Annotated in this window: 13 protein-coding genes; 11 read left to right on the top strand and 2 right to left on the bottom strand. The window is 62.4% G+C overall.

Annotated features, from left to right (window positions below):
- Positions 1–178: 178 nt before the first annotated feature.
- Complete coding sequence (locus ACVI9W_RS10800; RefSeq protein ID WP_461529984.1) at positions 179–2,398, bottom strand: primosomal protein N'; 2,220 nt, start codon at positions 2,396–2,398, stop codon at positions 179–181.
- A 168-nt stretch (positions 2,399–2,566) separates the two neighbouring features.
- Here ACVI9W_RS10800 and rpmE point away from each other — a divergent pair, with 168 nt between their 5' ends.
- From rpmE to ACVI9W_RS10785, 3 genes are all read left to right on the top strand, one after another.
- A complete protein-coding gene (gene rpmE / locus ACVI9W_RS10795) occupies positions 2,567–2,779 on the top strand; it encodes a 50S ribosomal protein L31 (RefSeq protein WP_038615552.1) in 213 nt (70 codons plus the stop codon).
- Between the two features lie 2 nt (positions 2,780–2,781).
- The gene (locus ACVI9W_RS10790) at positions 2,782–3,603 is read left to right on the top strand and encodes a thermonuclease family protein (protein ID WP_461529983.1); all 822 of its coding nucleotides are present in this window, start codon (positions 2,782–2,784) and stop codon (positions 3,601–3,603) included.
- Between the two features lie 178 nt (positions 3,604–3,781).
- On the top strand, positions 3,782–5,050 hold the full coding sequence (locus ACVI9W_RS10785) for a malic enzyme-like NAD(P)-binding protein (RefSeq protein ID WP_038615549.1): 1,269 nt from the start codon (positions 3,782–3,784) through the stop codon (positions 5,048–5,050).
- A gap of 199 nt (positions 5,051–5,249) precedes the next feature.
- Here ACVI9W_RS10785 and ACVI9W_RS10780 read toward each other — a convergent pair whose 3' ends face one another.
- Positions 5,250–7,697, bottom strand: a complete 2,448-nt coding sequence (locus tag ACVI9W_RS10780) for a penicillin-binding protein 1A (RefSeq protein ID WP_461531821.1) — start codon at positions 7,695–7,697, stop codon at positions 5,250–5,252.
- Between the two features lie 180 nt (positions 7,698–7,877).
- On the opposite strand from ACVI9W_RS10780, the gene pilM reads away from it, so the two are divergent.
- The 8 genes from pilM (at position 7,878) to gltB (ending at position 19,706) form a co-directional block, all read left to right on the top strand.
- A complete protein-coding gene (pilM, locus tag ACVI9W_RS10775; protein WP_461529982.1) occupies positions 7,878–8,804 on the top strand; it encodes a type IV pilus biogenesis protein PilM in 927 nt (308 codons plus the stop codon).
- Positions 8,801–9,319, top strand: a complete 519-nt coding sequence (locus ACVI9W_RS10770; RefSeq protein WP_461529981.1) for a PilN domain-containing protein — start codon at positions 8,801–8,803, stop codon at positions 9,317–9,319. Before pilM ends, ACVI9W_RS10770 begins: the two co-directional genes overlap by 4 nt.
- Positions 9,316–10,242, top strand: coding sequence for a pilus assembly protein PilP (locus ACVI9W_RS10765; protein WP_461529980.1), 927 nt, complete (start codon positions 9,316–9,318; stop codon positions 10,240–10,242). Before ACVI9W_RS10770 ends, ACVI9W_RS10765 begins: the two co-directional genes overlap by 4 nt.
- Before the next feature lie 42 nt (positions 10,243–10,284).
- Entirely contained in the window at positions 10,285–11,556 is a 1,272-nt protein-coding gene (locus tag ACVI9W_RS10760) for a type IV pilus secretin PilQ (RefSeq protein ID WP_461531820.1), read from the top strand.
- A 4-nt stretch (positions 11,557–11,560) separates the two neighbouring features.
- On the top strand, positions 11,561–12,079 hold the full coding sequence (gene aroK / locus ACVI9W_RS10755) for a shikimate kinase AroK (protein ID WP_038615538.1): 519 nt from the start codon (positions 11,561–11,563) through the stop codon (positions 12,077–12,079).
- A gap of 99 nt (positions 12,080–12,178) precedes the next feature.
- A complete protein-coding gene (gene aroB / locus ACVI9W_RS10750; protein ID WP_157194557.1) occupies positions 12,179–13,276 on the top strand; it encodes a 3-dehydroquinate synthase in 1,098 nt (365 codons plus the stop codon).
- 16 nt (positions 13,277–13,292) lie between these two features.
- Complete coding sequence (locus tag ACVI9W_RS10745) at positions 13,293–14,897, top strand: AAA family ATPase (protein ID WP_461529979.1); 1,605 nt, start codon at positions 13,293–13,295, stop codon at positions 14,895–14,897.
- Between the two features lie 363 nt (positions 14,898–15,260).
- Complete coding sequence (gene gltB, locus ACVI9W_RS10740; protein WP_422420150.1) at positions 15,261–19,706, top strand: glutamate synthase large subunit; 4,446 nt, start codon at positions 15,261–15,263, stop codon at positions 19,704–19,706.
- Positions 19,707–19,735 lie beyond the last annotated feature (29 nt).

The raw sequence follows: 19,735 nt of genomic DNA, 5'->3' as shown, positions 1-19,735 counted from the left end.
GCTTCTCTTTCGACCGCAAGCGCGGCGGCGCTTCGATGCGCAGGTGGAAAAACTGGACATTATCCGTTGCCGGGGCGAGGTTGCCAACCTTTGGTGTCGCAGGTACACCCGCAGACCTGTAGGAGCGGATTTATCCGCGAAGGGTGTTCGCGGATAAATCCGCTCCTACAAAGGTTCATCAATACAGATCTACCGGATCTACATCCAAAGACCAGCGTACCTGGCGCCCGGACGGCATTTGTTCCAACAGTAGCAACCAGGCACTGATCAGTCGATGCAAAGGCGCCCGCGCATTGGCCTGGAGCAATAGTTGTGCACGAAAACGCCCCGCACGTCGTTCCATCGGCGCCGGTACCGGGCCCAACAGCTCGATGCCTTGCAGGTTGTGTTCTGCGAGCAGATGTTCGGCTGCGCTGCAGGCTTCGTCGAGGAAACTTTCGGCCTGCCCCGGTTTGTGCGCTTCGGCGCGCAGCAGGGCGAGGTGGGCAAACGGTGGCAGGCCCGCCGCGCGACGCTCGCTCAGGGCCTGCTCGGCAAAGGCGAAGTAACCCTGTTCGGTCAATTGCACCAGCAGCGGGTGGTCGGCCAGGTGGGTCTGGATAATCACCTTGCCTGGCTCCTCGGCGCGTCCCGCACGACCGGCGACCTGGACGATCAGCTGGGCCATGCGTTCGCTGGCGCGGAAATCGCCGGAGAACAGGCCACCATCGGCATCGAGAATCGCCACCAGGGTCACCCGCGGGAAGTGGTGCCCTTTGGCGAGCATCTGGGTGCCGACCAGGATGCACGGCTGGCCGCGCTGGATGGTGGCGAACAGCTGGTTCATGGCGTCTTTGCGCGAGGTGCTGTCGCGGTCCACGCGTAGCACCGGGAAGTCGGGGAACAGAATGCTCAGGCGTTCTTCGGCCCGCTCAGTGCCGGCGCCCACCGGGCGCAGGTCGACTTTGTTGCATTGCGGGCACTGGCGCGGCACGCGTTCGTCGTAACCGCAGTGGTGGCAGCGCAGTTCGTTGGAGCGTTGGTGGACGGTCATGCGCGCGTCGCAACGCGGGCACTCGGACATCCAGCCGCAATCGTGGCACAGCAGGGTCGGGGCAAAACCGCGGCGATTGAGGAACACCAGCACCTGCTGGCCGGCGGCCAGGGTCTGGCCGATGGCCTGCTGCATCGGCCCGCTGATGCCGCTGTCCAGCGGCCGGCTCTTGACGTCCAGGCGCAGAAAGCGTGGCTGCTGGGCGCCACCGGCGCGCTGATTGAGGCGCAGCAGGCCATAGCGGCCGCTGTGGGCGTTGTGCAGGCTTTCCAGTGACGGCGTTGCCGAGCCGAGCAGAATCGGGATGTTTTCCTGGCGTGCCCGCACCAGGGCCAGATCGCGGGCGTGGTAGCGCAAGCCTTCTTGCTGTTTATAAGAGCCGTCGTGCTCCTCGTCGATGATGATCAGGCCGGGGTGCTTCATCGGCGTGAACAATGCCGAGCGGGTGCCGATGATGATATCGGCCTCGCCGTCGCGGGCCGCCAGCCAGGCATCCAGGCGTTCGCGGTCGTTGACCGCCGAGTGCAGCAGGGCGATACGGGCATTGAAGCGCTGTTCGAAGCGCGCCAGGGTCTGCGGCCCGAGGTTGATTTCCGGAATCAGGATCAGCGCCTGCTTGCCGGCATCAAGGGTTTCGCGGATCAGCTGCAGGTAGACCTCGGTCTTGCCGCTGCCGGTGACGCCGGCCAGCAGGAACGCATGAAAGCTGTCAAAGCCCGAACGCACAGCGTTGAAGGCGGCACGTTGCTCGTCGTTCAGGGGTAGCTCGGGTTGAGCCAGCCAGTGCTCATGGCGTTCCTGAGGCAGGTGGCGGCGCACTTCGACCTGAACCAGCTCTTTGGCCAGCAGCAGGTCGAGGCTGTCCTTGCTCAGCATCAGTTTGCTTAACAAGGTATGTGCGACCCCGTGAGGGTGTTGCGCCAGTGTCGCCAGGGCCTCGCGTTGGCGCGGAGCACGGGCGATGCGCGGATCGTCCTGGCGGGCGCCCGGCGCGACTTGCCAGAAACGCTCCTGGCGGGCCTCGGCCGGTTCGCCCTGGCGCAATAGCACCGGCAGGGCCCAGCTCAACGTGTCGCCAAGGCTGTGTTGATAGTACTGGGCTGTCCACAGGCAGAGTTTGAACAGTGCCGGGGGCAGCGGCGAAACCGGGTCGAGCAGGGCGATCGCAGGCTTGAGTTTGTCTGCCGGGACCTCGCTCTTGTCGGTGATTTCGATCAGGATGCCGATCATTTCCCGTCGCCCGAACGGCACGCGAATACGCATGCCGGGGCTCAGCGCCTGGCGCGCCATGCTCGCCGGGGCCCTGTAGTCGAACAGCCGCCGCAGGGGCGAGGGCAGGGCGAGGCGCAGAATGACGTCGGACACGCGATGAGTTCTCTGAAGGGGATTTCCAAGACCCGGCGAGCCTAGCAGACGACAGCCGGTGCAAGCGACAACTTGCGTTGCCTGGATGCTCTGGTATTATTCGCCGCCTAATTACGTGCGGTATTCAACAATGGTGTTGGGTGGCGGCACGCAGTCGAGGAAGTGACCATGAAGCCAGAAATTCACCCGAATTATGAAGTAATCGCAGTCACCTGCAGCTGCGGTAACAAGTTCGAAACTCGTTCGACCCTGTGCTCCCCGCTGGGTACCGACGTATGCAACGAGTGCCACCCGTTCTACACCGGTAAGCAGAAGACTCTGGATACCGGCGGCCGTGTCAAGCGCTTCGAAGATCGCTTCGCAGCGTTCGGCAAGAAGTAAGATTGCGCGTAGCCGGCCCGATGGGTTTGGCAATGCTGCTGAAAAAGGCGTCCCTTGTGGGCGCCTTTTTTGTGGGCGCGATTTGGCAACTGCCGGCCCTGGCCTTCTGCCCGCTACCGGTTGATCCACAGCTTGTCAGTGTGCGACAGGTGGTCGATGGCGATACCTTGCGTCTGAATGATGGCCGCAGTGTGCGCCTGATTGGCATCAATGCCCCGGAAATCGGCCGCAAGGGCCGAACCAGCGAACCCTTCGCCGAGGCTGCTCGTCAGCGTTTGCAGGCCCTGGTCAAGGCCAGTGGGGGTGAGGTCGGGCTGGTGCCGGGCGTCGAGTCCAAGGACAAGTACGGGCGCACCCTGGCGCACATCTATGGCCGCTCTGGCGACAATTTTGAAGCACAACTGCTTAGCGAAGGCTTTGGCTATCGGGTTGCCGTGGCGCCGAACGTGTCGCTGAGCGACTGTCAGCAGCAGGCCGAGCGTGCCGCCCGTCAGCTGAAGGCCGGTGTATGGCGGCAATCCCCGGTGATCCCGGCGGCCCAGGTTCGGCAATCCGGTTTTGCCTTGATCGGCGGTCAAGTCACGGGTATCGAGCGGAATCGCGGCGGCATCTGGATCGAAATCGACGATGCGCTGGTGCTCCAGATTCCGGCACGCCTGCAGCGCAATTTTCCTCCAGCCTTCGTTGATGGGCTCAAAGGCCGGAGCGTCGAAGCGCGCGGTTGGGTGCTGGATCGTTCCCGCAAAGGCGGCCTGAAAGCCGGGCAGAAGCGTTGGTTGCTGCCGTTGACTGATCCTTCGATGCTGGAACGGGCCGAAAGATAAAAAATTGTGGACATTTTTTTATTCGATTGTACACATTGAAACCCTTGCGGGCTGCGGCTCTTGGCGGAAAGTCGTAGGTTAAAGGCCTTGACACAAGTGACCGACCAGTCTTGTCGGCCCTTTGCTCTTTGCGTATCCTCGGCGGTCCGTCAGAACAGTAAATAGCGGAATGCCCACCATGTCAGATTTGAAAACCGCCGCTCTCGAATATCATGCTCAGCCTCGTCCGGGGAAACTGAGCGTCGAGCTCACCAAACCTACCGCGACTGCTCGCGACCTGGCGCTGGCCTACAGCCCTGGCGTGGCCGAGCCGGTACGCGAAATTGCTCGCGACGCAGAGCTGGCGTACCAGTACACCGGCAAGGGCAATCTGGTAGCAGTCATTTCCGACGGCACCGCCATCCTTGGCCTGGGTAACCTCGGCCCACTGGCGTCCAAGCCAGTCATGGAAGGCAAGGGTGTTCTGTTCAAGCGTTTCGCCGGCATCGACGTTTTCGACATCGAAGTCGAGTCGGAGAGCCCGCAGGCTTTCATCGACACCGTCCGCCGCATCTCCATCACCTTCGGTGGCATCAACCTGGAAGACATCAAGGCGCCCGAGTGCTTTGAAATCGAGCGCACCCTGATCGAACAGTGCGACATCCCGGTATTCCACGATGACCAGCACGGCACCGCGATCGTTACCGCCGCCGGCATGATCAACGCCCTGGAAATCGCTGGCAAAACCCTGGCTGATGCCAAGATCGTCTGCCTGGGCGCCGGCGCTGCCGCCATCTCCTGCATGAAGTTGCTGGTGAGCATGGGTGCGCAGATCGAGAACATCTTCATGGTTGACCGTACTGGCGTGATCCACGCTGGCCGTGACGACCTGAACCAGTACAAAGCGGTGTTCGCCCACGCGACCGACAAGCGTACCCTGGCTGATGCCCTGGATGGCGCTGATGTGTTCGTGGGTCTGTCCGGCCCGAACCTGCTGAGCGCTGAAGGCCTGAAGTCGATGGCGCCAAACCCGATCGTCTTCGCCTGCTCCAACCCGGATCCGGAAATCGCTCCAGAGCTGGCGCACGCCACCCGTAGCGACGTGATCATGGCCACCGGTCGTTCCGACTACCCGAACCAGGTCAACAACGTGCTGGGCTTCCCGTTCATCTTCCGTGGTGCTCTGGACGTTCGCGCCAAGCGCATCAACGAAGAGATGAAGATCGCTGCCGCCAACGCCCTGAAGGATCTGGCCAAGCTGCCAGTGCCGAAGGAAGTCTGCGCAGCCTACGGCGTCGACGCGCTGGAGTTCGGTCGTGAGTACATCATTCCGAAGCCAATGGATGCCCGTCTGATCACCGTCGTTTCCGATGCCGTGGCCAAGGCTGCGATCGAAACCGGTGTGGCGACCCTGCCGTATCCGAAGAACTACCCGCTGAAAAGCGTGGATGACGTGTTCAACGGCTAATGTGGTAGCGGCGGTGCGACGACTCGACTTGTCCCGCGATTAGCTGCAACCCGCATAAAAAAGCCCCGGCTCGTGAGAGTCGGGGCTTTTTTGTTTCTGATGTCGCGTTTACACCTCGGGTGGGAGCGGGCTTGACCCGCGATTGCGGTGTATCAGTCGCATCGCATCGCGGGGCAAGCCCGCTCCCACCGATGGCCGGTCAGAACAGATCGATCGGCGCCGCTTCATCCGCTGGCAGCGGGCTGCCCGGCGCGGAGCCATTCAGCTCGTTGACCGATGGCGGTGTGTCCTCGGCCTTGAACAGCTCGAAGTAGGCGTTCGGCGTGCTCGGCGTTGCTGCCCGGCCACTGACCGGATCAACCCGCAGGCTGAGGATGCCTTCCGGCTCGGCCGGAGCGTGGTTAGGCTTGTCTTTGAGCGCCGGGCCCATGAAGTTCATCCAGATCGGCAACGCCACGGTGCCACCGTACTCACGGCGGCCCAGGGTTTCAGGCTGGTCGAAACCGCTCCAGACGGTGGTCACCAGATCGGCGTTGTAGCCGGAGAACCAGGCGTCCTTGGATTCGTTGGTGGTGCCGGTCTTGCCCGCAAGGTCGGTGCGGCCCAGAGCCAGGGCACGTCGCCCGGTACCGCGCTTGATCACGTCCTGGAGCATGCTGGTGAGGATGTAGGTGGTGCGACCGTCGATGATGCGTTCGGCCACTGCTGGCGCCTGCGGGAAGGCAGGCTGGTTACTGGCAGGCGTGGCAGCCGCTTCGCCGGGGAACTGGGTGCTGATCGGCGCTTCTGGTGCGGCGATACCGGATTCGACCTGTTCCGCTTGCGGCACCCGTGGCGGGTTGGCGGTAAACAGGGTTTCACCGTTACGGCTTTCGATGCGTTCGATCAGGTATGGCGTGATCTTGTAACCGCCGTTGGCAAAGGTGCTCCAGCCGGTGGCGATTTCCATCGGGGTCAGGGTAGCGGTGCCCAGGGCCAGGGACAGGTTAGGCGGCAGGTCCTGCTTGTTGAAGCCGAACTTGCTGATGTAGTCGATGGTCGGACCGACACCCATGGCCTGCAGCAAGCGGATCGACACCAGGTTGCGCGACTTGTACAGCGCTTCACGCATACGGATCGGGCCGAGGAAGGTGTTGGTGTCGTTCTTCGGACGCCAGACCTTGTCCAGGTACTCGTCGACGAACACGATCGGCGCGTCGTTGACCAGGCTGGCGGCGGTGTAGCCGTTGTCCAGCGCTGCGCTGTAGACGAAAGGCTTGAAGCTCGAGCCCGGCTGACGCTTGGCCTGCATGGCGCGGTTGTAGTTGCTCTGTTCGAAGGAGAAACCGCCAACCAGGGCGCGGATGGCGCCGCTATTGGGGTCGAGCGAGACCAGTGCACTTTGCGCGCCCGGCACCTGGCTGAACTTCAGATTGCCGTTGTCCAGGCGCTGGACGCGGATCAGGTCGCCGACCTGGGCAACGTCAGAAGGCTGTTGCGGTGCACGCCCCTGGCTGTTGGTGTTGAGGAACGGACGAGCCCATTTCATGGTGTCCCAGGCCACATGCTCCAGGCTGTCGGCACGGGTCAGCACCTGCAGGCCGGTCTTGTCGACCTGAGTGACAATCACTGGCTCCAGGCCGCCCAGCGGGCGCTGTTTGCCAAGTTCCTGCAGCCAGGCGGCGCGGGTCTTGCCCGGGAAGCGGGCTTCAGGGCCGCGATAGCCATGACGCTCATCGTAGGCGCTGAGGCCATCGAGGACGGCTTTGTTGGCGATTTCCTGCAGGTCGCTCGGTACCGTGGTAGTGACCCGGAAACCTTCGGTGTAGGCGTCGCTGCCATACCGGCCAACCATTTCGGCGCGGGCCATCTCGGCAATGTAAGGGGCGCGGACTTCTGGCGTTGGCACGTGGTAGCTGGCGTTGATCGGCTCGGCCAGGGCGGCCTGGTAGCTCGCCTCATCAATTTTGCCCAGCTTGTACATGCGCCCGAGGATCCAGTCGCGGCGCTCTTTGGCGCGCACCGGGTTGGCCAGCGGGTTGAAGCGTGACGGCGCCTTGGGCAGACCGGCGATCATGGCCATCTGCGCCAGGCTGATGTCTCTGATCGACTTGCCGTAATACACCTGAGCCGCAGCTTCGATGCCGTAGGCGCGGTTACCCAGGTAGATCTTGTTGACGTACAGCTCGAGGATCTCGTCCTTGGTCAGCTCGCGTTCGATCTGCAAGGCCAGGAGGATTTCGTTGGTTTTGCGCGAGAAGCTGCGCTCACTGCTGAGGAAGAAGTTCTTCGCCACCTGCATGGTGATGGTGCTGCCACCGGTCTGGATGTGCCCGGACTTGAGCAATTGTGTTGCAGCACGCATCAGACTACTGGGGTCGACCCCATAGTGATTGGCGAAATTGTCGTCTTCGGCCGAGAGCAAAGCCTGGATGAAATGGGGCGGAATGTCGGCGAAACGGATGGGAGAACGGCGCATCTCGCCAAACTCGGCGATCAGTTTTCCGTCGCTGCTGTAGACCCGCAAAGGGATCTGCAACTGGATGCTTCTGAGGGCCTCTACCGAGGGCAAGCTGGGGCTAAGATACAGAAACGCGCCGCTCAGACCGAGCACGATTGCGCAAATGACTGCGACGAAAGACCACCAGAAGAACTTCAGCAGGCGTATCAAGGCTTTTGGGCGTCCAGGTAAAAGAGTGGGTTGCGCGCAGGGCCAGCGGACAAGGAAAAACGCTGGGCATTATAAGCATTTTTCGCACGGGCGCGTTATTGCCGCGCCCGTCAGGGAATCAGCCAGGTTTGACAGGGGCATAGCCCCTGTTGACCTGCAGCGATCAAGGGAAAACCGATGCTTGGACGCTTTGGCAAGGATGCCGGTTCACTTCTGGGGATAGAAATTACCCCTCCGTTCATCAGACTGGTGCGCCTGCGCCGCCACCGTGGCCGCTATAGCGTGCAGGCCTGGGCGCTCGAGCCCTTGCCGGCGACGGCCATGCACAATGGCTGGATTGCAGATCCCGAGCAGGTCGGGGCAGCCCTGCTTCAGGCTGTTCGGCGTAGCGCTGGATCGGTACGCAGAGCGGCCGTTGCGCTGCCAGCCGGGCTGGTGATCGAAAAGCTGCTGTCGATGCCGGCTGATCTGGACGACGAAGCGATTATCGAGCGTCTGCCAGCCGATGCCGGTCAGTTCGTTCCTTTTGCGCTTGAGGATGCGGCAGTCGACTTTCAGGTCATGGGTCCCGATCCTGACGCGTCGCAGCACCAGCGGGTTGTCGTTGCCGCTTGTCATCTGGCGTTGCTGGATGTTCTCCAGGCCAGTCTTGAAACCGCGGGTGTGCGGGCCTGTGTGGTTGAGCCCGACAGTCACGCCTTGCAGCGTGCGTTACAGGTCGATGGCCTGTTACTGCAGGCCGAAGCCGATGTTCTGGCCATTCACGAGCGGGGCGAAGGGCCTGTGTCGATGCGTCGCGAAGTTCGTATGCCTGCTCCGGGGGACTTTGTGCAGTGCTTGGCAACGGCTGTGGATAACTACCTGTTGTCCAGTCCGGGGAGGGCATTACCAGATCAGTTGCTACTCGCGGGGGCCGCTACGGTGGATCCGGGCTTGCCCCGGCAACTGCAGCAGCGCCTCGGCCTTAAGGTGCGTCATGCCGATCCATTCAAGCATCTGCTGCTGGCGTCGGGTCTGCAGTCCTCTGCTTTGACGGCGCAGGCCTCGTGTCTTGCAGTCGCTTGCGGGTTGGCAATGCGCGAGGACGATCGATGCCTGGCTTGAATCTGCTGCCCTGGCGGGAGCAAAAGCTTCAGACCGGTATCCGGCGCATGCAGCTGGCGCTGTTCGGCGTAGGGCTGATGGCGGTACTTGTTACCGTGCTGACGGATTATCTGGGGCGCCAGGTGCAGCAGCGCTACGTCGTCGAAAACGCCGCGATCCAGCAGGCTATCGACGGCCTCGATGGCCAGCTGACACGGGTGGCGCAGCACAAAATTGAGCAGGAGCAGATCCAGGGCAGGCTGCAGGTGCTGGAGTTGTTGCAGGGCAGGCGGGTATTCCTGGTGGATCTACTTGAGCAGCTTGAGCGCGCTGTGCCCCCTGGGGTGCAGCTCACGGCGCTGACGCGGCAAGGCGCGCGCCTGCATATCCATGGGCTGGCGCACTCCGGTTCATTGGTCGCGCAACTGCTGCGCGACCTTTCTTGTGCGCTCGGAAAGGCCGAGCTGCAGCAAATGAAAGCAGTGGATGAGGGGGAGATGTTCGAGCTGAGCGTGACCTTGAGGGGCGAGTCTTGAACTTCCTGGCCATCGCACGATGGCAGCAGTGGGCGGCGGGCTCGCCGATCAGGCAGGCGCTATTGCTGGCGGGGTGTCTGGCGCTGCTGCTGGGACTTGCTTACATCGTTCATCTGCGGGCGCTTTTCATCGAAATAGAGCAGGGCGCCGAACAGTCGCAGTTCTTGCGGATCGAGCAGGCAGAGAAGGCCGCAGGTGCGCAGACGCTTGCCGCCCATGAGGCACAACTGGCTGTGGCATACCGGAGCCTTGATGAGGCGCGCTGGAGGTTGGCCGCAGGGGGTGAACTGGCCGACTTGCTGGAAAGCATTGCCTATCAGGGGCAATCGAGTGGAGTGTTCGTCGAACAGGTAGAGCTGTTGGCGGAAATCCACCATGGCCAGCACATCGAACAGCCCATGCAGCTTCAGTTGCAGGGTACTTACCCGGCCTTGCTGGCTTTTGTCCATGGCCTTGCGTACCTGCCTCGACTCATTACTTTGCAGGATTTCTCTTTGCTGCCGACGCAGACTGGCCTGCGTTTAAAGGTGCAGCTCAGTGCCTACCCTAGCCAGCAGGCGGGTGCGGTCTCTGGCCTTTCCGGGGAGGCATCAGAGCCTGTACCTCCGGCGCCGGATATTGCGCGAAATCCGTTCGAGCCTTCCTCCCTGATGCAGCACCGCCAGTACCTGGAGACTTTGCCGCTCGACCAGTTCGAGATGATTGGCAGCCTTGCCCGTGGTTCGGCGCGCTTTGCCTTGCTGCAAGTCGCTGGCGTCGTCCATCGCCTGCAGCTGGGTGATCGCCTGGGGCGTGATCAGGGGCGGGTCGTGGGCATTGAGGAACAACAGATCGAAGTAGCCGAGCAGGTTTTTGTGGTGGGCAAGGGCTGGAGCGAGCGGCGTCGAACGCTGCACCTGAAGCAGCCTGCAGGCGCGGGATGAAGCAGTGGACCAGGGAGGTCGCAGATGAAGGCGGGATGGAGTATGGCGCTGTTCGCCGGGTTGTTTACCCTACAGGCTGCTTGCGCGGTGTCGGCCAGTAGTGCGCCGCCGGGCGAGCCTTTGTCGTTGAACTTCCAGGATGTCGAGGTGCGTTCGGTGTTGCAGGTGCTGGCTGATTTTTCCGGGGTCAACCTGGTCGCCAGCGATGCGGTACAGGGCCGGGTCACCCTGCGCCTGCAGGATGTGCCCTGGGAGCAGGCGCTGGACCTGGTGTTGCGCAGCAAGGGGCTGGAGCGGCGTACCGAAGGCAATGTCCTGCTGGTGGCGCCCATTGGCGAGCTTGGCGGTCAGGAGCGGCAGTTGCTGGAAGGTCGTCAGCAGGTGGCCGGCCTGGTGCCGACGCGCCGAGAGCTGCTGCCGATTCACTATGCCCAGGCGGCAGACATCGCGGCAGTGTTCCAGTCGCTGACGGAGAATGATCCATTCGACGCCGCTGCGGGGGCGCTGGGTGTCGATGAGCGAACCAACACCCTGATCGCGCGCCAGACTCCGGAGCGGCTGGAGGAATTGCGCCAGTTGATCGCTCGCCTGGATGTGCCGGTGCGTCAGGTGATGATCGAAGCGCGGATCGTTGAAGCGAATGTCGACTACGAAAGGAGTCTGGGCGTGCGCTGGGGCGGGGAGCTGGATCTGGGCAGTGGTCTGGTCCTGGGTGGCGCCGACACCTTTGTCGACCTGGGGGCGGAACGGGCTGGCTCGGCCATCGGCCTGGGCCTGGTGCGCGACAACGTCCTGCTCGACCTGGAACTCAGTGCCATGGAGAAATCCGGCAATGGTGAAATCATCTCCCAGCCCAAAGTGGTCACCGCCGACAAGGAAACCGCGCGGATCCTCAAGGGCACCGAAGTGCCGTATCAGGAAACCAGTGGCAGTGGCGCTACCTCTGTGACCTTCCGCGAGGCGTCGCTGTCGTTGGAGGTGACGCCGCAGATCACCCCGGACAACCGGGTGATCATGGCCGTGAAGGTGACCAAGGATGAGCCGGACTACCTCAATGCCCTGGCCCAGGTGCCGCCAATCCGCAAGAACGAGGTCAATGCCAAGGTCCGCGTGAAGGACGGCGAGACCATCGTGATCGGTGGCGTGTACTCGACGGTGCAAAGTAAAGTTGTCGACAAGGTGCCATTTTTCGGCGATGTGCCGTATGTTGGGCGGCTGTTTCGTCGCGATGTTCTACAAGAGAAAAAATCCGAGCTGCTGGTCTTCCTGACTCCGCGTATCATGAGTGACCAGGCGATTGCTGTGAGTCGTTGATTCTGTGCGAAATTTGATACTTGTGGGGCCCATGGGTGCTGGTAAAAGCACCATCGGTCGCCTGTTAGCCAAAGAGCTGCGCCTGCCGTTCAAGGATTCCGACAAGGAAATTGAACTGCGTACCGGCGCCAATATCCCGTGGATCTTCGACAAGGAAGGCGAACCGGGCTTTCGTGACCGTGAGCAGGCGATGATCGCCGAGCTCTGCGCGTTCGATGGCGTGGTCCTGGCCACCGGTGGAGGCGCGGTGATGCGCGATGCCAATCGTCAGGCCCTGCATGCCGGAGGGCGGGTGGTGTACCTGCACGCCTCGGTCGAGCAGCAGGTCGGGCGCACCTCGCGTGACCGCAATCGGCCATTGCTGCGCACTGCCAACCCAGAGGCGACCTTGCGAGCCTTGCTGGAGATCCGTGATCCGCTCTACCGCGAGATCGCAGACCTGGTAGTGGAAACCGACGAACGGCCGCCGCGAATGGTTGTGCAGGATATTCTCGAGCGCTTGCAGAAGTTGCCGCCCCGTTAAGCCAGGACTATCCTCGGCGGCCAGTCATGCCATGACAGGGCACACCGTTATCGCGCGGGTCGAGCCATCGATGCCGCGCCTCGTTCATTGTGGGGACACATGCAGACACTAAAGGTCGAATTGGGCGAACGTAGCTACCCGATCTACATTGGCGAAGGCCTGCTGGATCAACCTGAACTGCTGGCGCCGCATATTGCCGGCCGGCAGGTCGCCATTATCTCCAATGAGACTGTCGCGCCCCTTTATCTCGAACGTCTGAGCAAGACCCTGGGTGCCTATTCGGTACTGCCGGTGGTGTTGCCTGATGGCGAGGCGTTCAAGAACTGGGAAACCCTGCAGCTGATTTTCGATGCCTTGCTCACTGCCCGCCACGACCGTCGCACCACGGTGGTCGCTTTGGGCGGCGGGGTGATCGGCGACATGGCCGGGTTTGCCGCTGCTTGCTACCAGCGTGGCGTGGATTTCATCCAGGTGCCGACGACCTTGCTGTCCCAGGTCGACTCTTCGGTAGGCGGCAAGACCGGCATCAATCACCCGCTGGGCAAGAACATGGTCGGCGCCTTCTATCAGCCCAATGCGGTGCTGATCGATACCCGTAGCCTCAACACCTTGCCGCCGCGCGAGTTGTCGGCCGGTCTTGCCGAAGTGATCAAGTACGGCCTGATTTGTGACGAACCGTTCCTGGGCTGGCTCGAAGCGAACATGGAAGCCTTGCGCGGCCTGGATCAGGTTGCCCTGACCGAGGCGATTGCGCGCTCCTGTGCGGCCAAGGCCGCCGTTGTCGGTGCTGATGAGCGTGAGTCTGGCGTGCGCGCCACCCTAAACCTCGGCCATACCTTCGGCCACGCTATCGAAACCCACATGGGCTATGGTGTCTGGTTGCATGGCGAGGCCGTGGCAGCGGGTACTGTGATGGCCCTGGAAATGTCCATGCGCCTGGGCTGGATTAGCCAGCAGGAACGTGATCGTGGCATCCGTCTGTTCCAGCAGGCAGGTTTGCCGGTGGTGCCGCCAGAGGAAATGACCCCGGCGCAGTTCATGGAACACATGGCAGTAGATAAAAAGGTACTCGACGGTCGTCTGCGTCTGGTCCTGCTGAGCCGCATGGGCGAAGCGGTGGTCACCGACGACTATCCGAAAGAGATTCTTCAGGCCACGCTGGCCGCGGATTACCGCGCGATCGTGGCCCAGCTTTGAGGTTGATGAGCGTCCGATGACTAGTTTGCATGCCGACGAGGCCTTTCTCGGCCATTACCAGTTGAACCACGACCCCTTCGCTGCACGGGTGCCGGGTTTCAAATTCTTTCCGGCCCAGCGCAAGCCGGTGCTTGGCCAACTGCACCACCTGGCCCGCTACAGCCAGCTGCTGCTGGTGGTAACCGGCCCTCAGGGCAGCGGCAAGACCCTGCTGCGCCAGGCACTGGTAGCCAGCACCAACAAACAGTCGGTGCAAAGCGTGGTGGTTTCCGCGCGTGGTGCCAGCGATGCCGCCAGCGTTCTCGGCCAGGTCGCCCAGGCACTGGGTGTTGCCCAGCCTGAGGTCCCCGAGCTGCTTGCCCAAGTGGTGCAACTGGCGTTGACCGGCCAGGAAGTCTACTTGTTGGTGGACGATGCGGAACAACTCGACGAGTCGGCACTCCAAGCCTTGCTGGAGCTGGCGGCGGGCACTCCGGAAGGGCGTCCGCATGTATTTCTGTTCGGCGAGCCGTCACTGATCGCCGGGCTGGAAGAGCTCAGTGCTGATCTGGAACGTTTCCATGTCATCGAGCTTGCGCCGTACAGCGAAGAAGAGACCCGGGAATACCTCGAGCAGCGCCTGGACGGTGCCGGGCGAGGGATCGAGGTGTTCACCAGTGAACAGATTGTCGATATTCACCAAAACTCGGATGGCTGGCCTGGGGCAATCAACCAGGTCGCCCGCGATACCTTGATCGAAGCCATGATCGCCAGCCGGACCACGGCCAAGCGACCATCAATGGGGTTCAATATGCCTAAGAAACATGTGCTGGCGCTGTCTGCTGTCGTTGTGGTTGCCGTTGCTGCGGCGGTGCTGATGCCGAAGAAAGGCGATCAGGCGCCAACCGCGCCTGCAGAGCAAGCGCAATTGCCACTGGGCCAGGGCCAGCCAGGTAATGCACAGTCGAACAATGGCGGCCCGGCGATCGAGTTCGCCGGTAACTCGCAACCCATGCCGCTGCCGCTGGTAGGTCAGTCGCAGCCGGTGATGCGCGGCCCGCTGGCCGAGTCCACCGGTATGGGTGATGGCGAAGAGGGCGGTCCGGCCGGTGATACCGCGCTGCAGCCGCCGACCGTCACCACCATTGCCCCGCCAGCTGGCGTTGCTGCCGGCCCTGCACCTGCTCCGGCGCAGCCAGTGGCCCAGGCCAAGGCTGTCGCCCCGGCGCCGCAGCCGGTTGCACCGGTCGCCAGCAAGCCGGTTGCACCTGCAGCCAAGCCTGCGCCTACCCAGGTTGCGACGGCCAAGCCTGCAGCAAAACCTGCCGAGAAGCCTGCAGCCAAACCGGCCGCAGGTGGCAGCTGGTACGCCGGGCAGAAGCCGGGCAACTATGTCGTGCAAATCCTCGGTACCAGCTCCGAGGCTTCCGCCCAGGCCTACGTGAAAGCCCAGGGTGGCGACTATCGCTACTTCAAGAAAAACCTGCAGGGCAAGCCGCTGTACGTGATCACTTACGGCAACTTCGCCAGCCGTGATGCCGCCCTGGCTGCAATCAAAGCCTTGCCAGCCAAGGTCCAGGCTGGTAAACCTTGGCCACGTACCGTTGCCAGCGTCCAACAAGAACTGGCCGCGACCCGCTGATATAGCCTGGTGGCACTACCCCCGCCACCTGCTGAGCGACTCCTGAATTACGGTCAAGCCTGCTGCGTAAAACGCGGCAGGCTTTTCTGTCCCAGACTGCCGGCCACAAGCCCATCTTGCAGTCCAGGCTGAAACGCTTCAGACTCAAGCCATGCCGTTACCACGACGCACGCTTAAAAACATTCAAAAATGCGACATGGACTTGCGGCTATTCGTCGTAAATTTGTGGGCTTCCCTGTCGCTGTGCAACAATGGCTCCCCTATTGCCCCCGCAAAGCTGGCATTCGTTCGGCGTGGATGGTAAGTGGTTGTACTAAAAAGAGATTTGCCTTGGTGAGAGGCGAACCTGGTGAGAAAGTGTCTATGAAAACAGGTCTGTACCATCCCGAAGAATTCAAGGATAACTGTGGTTTCGGCCTGATCGCCCATATGACGGGCGAACCCAGCCACCACCTTCTGCAAACAGCCATGCAGGCATTGACCTGCATGACCCACCGCGGTGGTATCAACGCTGACGGCAAGACCGGCGACGGTTGCGGTCTGTTGATGCAAAAGCCCGATCAGTTCCTGCGCGCAGTGGCCCAGGAGCAGTTCGGCGCTGAGCTGCCCAAGCAGTACGCGGTGGGCATGGTGTTCTTCAATCAGGACACCACCAAGGCAGAAGCCGCCCGCGAAAACATGAACCGCGAGATCCTCGCCGCTGGCCTGCAGCTAGTCGGTTGGCGCAAGGTGCCGATCGACACCAGCGTCCTCGGCCGCCTGGCCCTGGAGCGCCTGCCGCAGATCGAGCAAGTGTTCGTCGGCGGTGAAGGCCTGAGCGATCAGGAATTCGCCATCAAGCTGTTCAGCGCCCGTCGTCGTTCGTCCGTGGCCAACGCCGCCGACACCGACCACTACATCTGCAGCTTTTCGCACAAGACCATTATCTATAAAGGCCTGATGATGCCGGCGGACCTCGCCGCCTTCTATCCGGACCTGGATGACGAGCGCCTGCAGACCGCCATTTGCGTGTTCCACCAGCGCTTCTCCACTAACACTCTGCCGAAATGGCCGCTGGCGCAGCCGTTCCGCTTCCTCGCCCACAACGGCGAGATCAACACCATCACCGGCAACCGCAACTGGGCCCAGGCCCGTCGCACCAAGTTTGCCAACGACCTGATCCCGGATCTGGAAGAACTCGGTCCGCTGGTCAACCGTGTCGGCTCCGACTCATCGAGCATGGACAACATGCTCGAGCTGATGGTCACCGGCGGCATCGACCTGTTCCGTGGCGTGCGGATGATCATTCCGCCAGCGTGGCAGAACGTCGAGACCATGGACGCCGACCTGCGTGCCTTCTACGAATACAACTCCATGCACATGGAGGCGTGGGATGGCCCGGCCGGCGTGGTACTGACCGAAGGTCGCCACGCGGTCTGCCTGCTCGACCGCAACGGCCTGCGCCCGGCGCGCTGGGTCACCACCAAGAACGGCTACATCACCCTGGCGTCGGAAATCGGCGTGTGGGACTACAAGCCTGAAGACGTGATCGCCAAAGGCCGTGTGGGCCCGGGTCAGATCTTCGCCGTGGACACCGAGACAGGCCAGATCCTCGACACCGACGCCATCGACAACCGTCTGAAGTCACGCCACCCGTACAAGCGCTGGCTGCGCCAGAATGCCCTGCGCATTCAGGCCGACCTCAGCGATGACCAGGGCGTGGCCAGCTACGACGCTGACCAGCTCAAGCAGTACATGAAGATGTTCCAGGTCACCTTCGAGGAGCGTGACCAGGTCCTGCGTCCGCTCGGCGAGCAAGGCCAGGAAGCCGTCGGTTCGATGGGCGACGATACGCCGATGGCGATCCTCTCGCAGCGCGTGCGCTCGACCTATGACTACTTCCGCCAGCAGTTCGCCCAGGTCACCAACCCGCCGATCGACCCGCTGCGTGAAGCGATCGTCATGTCGCTGGAGATCTGCCTGGGTGCCGAGCGCAACATCTTCCAGGAATCCCCCGAGCACGCCTCGCGGGTGATCCTCAGCTCGCCGGTGATTTCGCCCGCCAAGTGGCGTTCACTGATGAACCTCGACCGCCCCGGTTTCGAACGTCAGCTGATCGATCTCAACTACGAGGAAGGCGTTGGTCTGGAAGCTGCGGTGCGCAACATCGCCGACCAGGCCGAAGAAGCCGTGCGCAGCGGCAAGACCCAGCTGGTGCTGAGCGACCGCCATATCGCTCCGGGCAAACTGCCGGTGCATGCGTCGCTGGCCGTGGGCGCCGTGCATCACCGCCTGACCGAACTGGGCCTGCGTTGCGACAGCAACATCCTGGTCGAAACTGCCACTGCCCGCGACCCGCACCACTTCGCCGTGCTGATCGGTTTCGGTGCTTCGGCGGTGTATCCGTACCTGGCCTATGAAGTGCTGGCCGACCTGATCCGCACCGGTGAAGTGCTCGGTGACCTGGATGAAGTCTTCAAGTACTACCGCAAGGGCATCTCCAAGGGCCTGCTGAAGATCCTCTCGAAGATGGGTATCTCGACCATCGGTTCCTACCGTGGTGCGCAGCTGTTCGAGGCGGTCGGCCTGTCCGAGGAAGTCGTCGAGCTGAGCTTCCGTGGTGTTGCCAGTCGCCTCAAAGGCGCACGTTTCGTCGACATCGAGAACGAGCAGAAACTGCTCGCCGCTGAAGCCTGGAGCGCGCGCAAGCCGATCCAGCAGGGCGGCTTGCTGAAGTTCGTCCACGGTGGCGAATACCACGCTTACAACCCGGATGTGGTCAACACCCTGCAGGCCGCTGTGCAGCAGGGCGACTACGCCAAGTTCAAGGAATACACCACGCTGGTCGACCAGCGTCCGGTATCGATGATCCGCGACCTGCTCAAGGTCAAGGTCGCCGAGCAGCCGCTGGCACTGGAAGAAGTCGAGCCACTGGACGCCATTCTCAAGCGCTTCGACTCTGCCGGTATCTCCCTGGGTGCGCTGTCGCCGGAGGCGCATGAAGCCCTGGCCGAAGCGATGAACCGCCTGGGTGCGCGTTCCAACTCCGGTGAGGGCGGCGAAGACCCGGCGCGCTACGGCACCATCAAGAGCTCCAAGATCAAGCAGGTGGCCACCGGTCGTTTCGGTGTAACCCCCGAGTACCTGGTCAACGCCGAAGTGCTGCAGATCAAGGTGGCCCAGGGCGCCAAGCCCGGTGAAGGCGGGCAACTGCCTGGCGGCAAGGTCAACGGCCTGATCGCCAAGCTGCGTTATGCCGTGCCTGGCGTAACCCTGATCTCGCCACCGCCGCACCACGACATCTACTCGATCGAAGACTTGTCGCAGCTGATTTTCGACCTCAAGCAGGTCAACCCGCAGGCGCTGGTCTCGGTCAAGCTGGTTGCCGAAGCAGGCGTTGGCACCATCGCCGCCGGTGTGGCCAAGGCCTATGCCGACCTGATCACCATCTCCGGTTACGACGGTGGCACCGGCGCTTCGCCGCTGACCTCGATCAAGTACGCCGGTGCCCCGTGGGAACTGGGCCTGGCTGAAACCCACCAGACCCTGCGCGGCAACGACCTGCGCGGCAAGGTCCGGGTACAGACCGACGGCGGCCTGAAAACCGGCCTCGACGTGATCAAGGCAGCCATCCTCGGCGCCGAGAGCTTTGGCTTCGGCACCGCGCCAATGATCGCCCTGGGCTGCAAATACCTGCGTATCTGTCACCTGAACAACTGCGCCACCGGCGTAGCCACGCAGAACGACAAGCTGCGCAAGGACCACTACATCGGCACCGTCGACATGGTGGTGAACTTCTTCACCTACGTGGCTGAAGAGACCCGTGAGTGGCTGGCCAAGCTGGGCGTGCGCAGCCTCGGCGAGCTGATCGGGCGTACCGACCTGCTGGAAATGCTCCCCGGCGAAACCGAGAAGCAGAAACACCTGGACCTCAGCCCGCTGCTGGGCAGTCCGCACGTGCCGGCCGACAAGCCGCAGTTCTGCGAAGTCGACCGCAACCCGCCGTTCGACAAGGGCGTGCTGGCCGAGAAGATGGTCGACATGGCCCTGCCGGCCATTCGCGACCTGTCCGGTGCCGAGTTCGAGCTGGATATCTGCAACTGCGACCGTTCCATCGGCGCACGGATTTCTGGCGAGATCGCGCGTCTGCATGGCAACCAGGGCATGGCCAAGGCTCCGATCACCTTCCGCTTCAAGGGCACTGCCGGGCAGAGCTTCGGGGTGTGGAACGCCGGTGGCCTGAACATGTACCTCGAAGGTGATGCCAACGACTACGTCGGTAAAGGCATGACCGGTGGCAAGCTGGTGATCGTGCCGCCTGCGGGCAGCCCGTTCGCCACCCAGCACAGTGCCATTGTCGGCAACACCTGCCTGTACGGCGCCACCGGCGGCAAGCTGTTCGCCGCCGGCACCGCGGGCGAGCGTTTTGCCGTGCGTAACTCCGGTGCCCACGCGATTGTCGAGGGCACAGGCGATCACTGCTGTGAATACATGACCGGTGGTTTTGTCTGCGTGCTGGGCAAGACCGGCTACAACTTCGGCTCTGGCATGACCGGCGGTTTCGCCTACGTGCTGGACATGGACAACAGCTTCGTCGACAAGCTCAACCATGAACTGGTGGAAATCCAGCGCATCAGCGGCGAGGCGATGGAGGCTTACCGTAGCCACCTGTCGCGCGTGCTCGGTGAGTACGTCGAAGAAACCGGCAGCGAATGGGGGCGTGAGCTCTGGGAAAACCTGGACGACTACGTGCGGCGCTTCTGGCTGGTCAAGCCGAAGGCGGCGAACCTGAAGAACCTGCTGTCCAGCACCCGTGCCAACCCGCAGTGATATGCGCCTGAAGAGTTTGATGAGGTTTT

The sequence above is a fragment of the Pseudomonas sp. 210_17 TE3656 genome (assembly GCF_054821965.1).
The sequence above is the reverse complement of the archived record's forward strand: the minus strand, read 5'-3'. Positions and strand labels throughout refer to the sequence as shown.

Coding starts and splice junctions, on each gene's coding strand:
- rpmE (WP_038615552.1), top strand. CDS start 2,567: ATGAAGCCAGAAATTCACCCGAATTATGAAGTAATCGCAGTCACCTGC.
- ACVI9W_RS10785 (WP_038615549.1), top strand. CDS start 3,782: ATGTCAGATTTGAAAACCGCCGCTCTCGAATATCATGCTCAGCCTCGT.
- pilM (WP_461529982.1), top strand. CDS start 7,878: ATGCTTGGACGCTTTGGCAAGGATGCCGGTTCACTTCTGGGGATAGAA.
- ACVI9W_RS10760 (WP_461531820.1), top strand. CDS start 10,285: ATGGCGCTGTTCGCCGGGTTGTTTACCCTACAGGCTGCTTGCGCGGTG.
- aroB (WP_157194557.1), top strand. CDS start 12,179: ATGCAGACACTAAAGGTCGAATTGGGCGAACGTAGCTACCCGATCTAC.
- ACVI9W_RS10745 (WP_461529979.1), top strand. CDS start 13,293: ATGACTAGTTTGCATGCCGACGAGGCCTTTCTCGGCCATTACCAGTTG.
- gltB (WP_422420150.1), top strand. CDS start 15,261: ATGAAAACAGGTCTGTACCATCCCGAAGAATTCAAGGATAACTGTGGT.